2 protein-coding genes and 1 pseudogene are annotated in these 2,790 nt (G+C 55.4%); all 3 read right to left on the reverse strand.

The genetic code is table 11. The features are described from left to right. The coding region (locus J2Y56_RS28615) for a hypothetical protein (protein ID WP_405046892.1) at nt 1-92 on the reverse strand (92 nt) is incomplete at its 3' end. 129 nt (nt 93-221) lie between these two features. Next, nucleotides 222-362: pseudogene (locus J2Y56_RS28310) on the reverse strand (IS5/IS1182 family transposase); the annotation flags it as partial. A 252-nt stretch (nt 363-614) separates the two neighbouring features. After that, nucleotides 615-2,132 (reverse strand): nucleobase:cation symporter-2 family protein, encoded by a 1,518-nt coding sequence (locus J2Y56_RS28315; RefSeq protein WP_310354110.1) that lies wholly within the window; start codon nt 2,130-2,132, stop codon nt 615-617. Between the last annotated feature and the right edge of the window lie 658 nt (nt 2,133-2,790).

The following is a 2,790-nucleotide window of genomic DNA, read 5'->3' on the forward strand; positions in this document are numbered from 1 at the left end:
CCCACATGGTCGCGCAGATAGTTAAGCACGGTCAGGTTTGGGTCCAGGGCGTGCTCGCTACGGAGTTCCTGGTTAAGTAAAAACTGGATCACGGACGGCCTCGCAGACTCATTATTGTTGTTAACTGCCTGCACGGAATTTAGCAGGTCTGACTTCTCGGTCAATAATTATCTGTCCAGACGGTCAATAATTATATGACTTCTTTGGGGGCTGTTCCCGTTTCACATGGGTAGCCAAAGGAAGGCGCAGGCCATGGCCACCACACTTTCGTAATTCCTCTTGAGCTTGTCTAAGTGTGATGCGATCGCCCGGTGATGCTTCAGCCGGGCAAAAGCGTTTTCTACCAGGTGCCGATCGCGGTACCTGGGCGATTCTCGGGTTTATCTATAGCGTCTCCGCGGACTGTTCTGGGAACAGCCGAAAATACCTGGCTGAGCTGCATGCTTCAGTCATGCATTACGTCCTGCCTCATCGACGAGAGGAGCGCATCTACCTCCGGGCTATCAGGCTCAAATCTCCGAAATATCCGATCAGAAATAAAAATGCCAGTCAGTTTGACTGACTGGCATTGCCCCGAAGGACGCATTGTTTATATTTCCAAGCCTTGAGTGTGGTCAGACATGCTCACTGCTTTTCGCAGGTGCCGCACTCGGTTCTCCATGCCCGTGATCCACCTCCACCACCGGGATTTCTTTCCCGTCGCAGTCATGCAGTTTGCCTTCGCTGAAGTAATCCCCTTCACGCAACGCTGCCAGATCCTTATAACGCAGCACACGCTCAGTACCGGCCGCAAACACCGATTGCTGATCCGAGTTACCGGCCGTGAGGTGGTTGAAGGTCAGGTTCAGTACGATGGCCATGATCGCCGACGAGCTGATGCCCGAGTGGAAGATGGTCGAGAACCAGCTTGGGAAGTGGTCGTAGAAGCTCGGTGCGGCAATAGGAATCATGCCGAAACCGATGGAGGTGGCGACGATGATCAGGTTGACGTTGTTGCGGTAGTCAACCTTTGACAGCGTACGAATACCACTGGCCGCCACTGTACCGAACAGCACAATACCGGCACCGCCGAGGACAGACGTCGGCACAGCCGCGATGACCCGGCCCATGAAGGGCAGCAAGCCGAGGATCACCAGAAACAGACCACCCGTGGCGACCACGAACCGGCTCTTGATCCCGGTCACCGCCACCAGCCCGACGTTCTGGGCGAAGGCGCTTTGGGTGAACGAACCGAAGATCGGCGCAATCATGCTCGACAGCATGTCGGCGCGCAGACCGTTGCCCAGGCGTTTGGAATCGACTTTGGTGCCGATGATTTCACCGACGGCGAGGATGTCCGCCGAGGTTTCCACCAGCGTCACCATCACCACGATGCACATCGACAGGATGGCGGCGAAGTGGAAGGTCGGCATGCCGAAATGGAACGGCGTCGGGAAGCCGAACATAGGACCTTGAGTGACAGACGAGAAGTCCGCCATGCCAAGGAACACCGCGATGACCGTGCCGATGACCATCGCCAGCAGAATCGACAAACGGGAAATGGTCGCGCTGCCGATCTTGCTCAGCAGCAACACCAACATCAACGTCACCGCCGCCAGGCCAATGTTCGCCATGCTGCCGAAGTCCGGCGCATGGCTGTTGCCGCCCATGGCCCAGCGTGCAGCCACCGGCATCAGCGTCAGGCCGATGGTGGTGATCACAATGCCCGTGACCAGCGGCGGGAAGAACTTGGTGATGCGCGAGAACACTGGCGTGATCAACAAGCCAATCAAAGACGCGGCAATCACCGCCCCGAGAATCGACTGAAACCCACCCTCCCCGCCACTGCTGACAATCGCCACCATGGTCGCGACGCCAGAAAACGATACGCCTTGTACCAACGGCAACTGACAACCGAAAAACGGTAAACCAAGGGTCTGGAGTAACGTCGCCAGCCCCCCTGCAAACAATGAAGCAGCAATCAACAAACCGATGTCCGCCGGCGAGAGCCCGGCGGCCTGACCAATGATCAACGGCACCGCGACGATGCCACCGTACATGGTCAGAACATGTTGCAGGCCGTAAGCCATATTCGCGCCGATCCCAAGGTTTTCATCCTCAGGCCGTTGGTGTGAAACATGGGGCGTTTTCATGGTTGGGGGGTTCCCTGATTTTTGTTATGCGCACACTGTATTCAAGATCAAGGATAAATGTCTATATAATTGTATACAACTTATCATCTGGATTATGACCAGCCATTCATTTCCTCCTTATCTACGGCGTTAGACCTCGCTGGGCCTTTTTTGTAGACGCCGACGCCGAATTGCCCCACGTGTCGACGCAAGACTGCTCCAGCCCAAGTTGGTACAAATCCAGCACAGGCAATGATTCGCGAGGAATCAGACTGGGCCAGTGACATCTTGGCAAGGGACCGCTCTGTATCAGCGATACGGTACGTCAACTCCGCTAGCTAACTGGGGCGATGACTCGTGTAGCTGCCATTCGCAAAGGGCAGCTTCGGGTCTAGGCTGTGTAAAAACGCAGACACTGTTTTGGAGTCTGCGTCGCTACGTAAAATCTGCCAATGATTGGTGTGTCGGCGGAGCTGAAATTTACGTAGGAACGCGATTTTCGTTCTGGTTCTGACTGTCAAATGTGCTCTAAAACGTTTTCACACAGCCTGGGTCGACTGCTGCCCTTCACGACAGGCAGAAAGCGGCCAACAGCGGCCTGTCGATTTGTCTGAGGAAACGCAGACGATCAGTCTCTTGCAGCGCCTTGTTATAAGACTTGGAGTTCGGGGCGGATGTG

Origin of the sequence: Pseudomonas sp. BE134, assembly GCF_031456105.1 — a bacterium.
Taxonomy (GTDB): Bacteria; Pseudomonadota; Gammaproteobacteria; order Pseudomonadales; family Pseudomonadaceae; genus Aquipseudomonas.

Excerpts from the sequence above, each read along its gene's own strand:
- J2Y56_RS28315 (WP_310354110.1), bottom strand. The coding sequence starts at position 2,132 with ATGAAAACGCCCCATGTTTCACACCAACGGCCTGAGGATGAAAACCTT.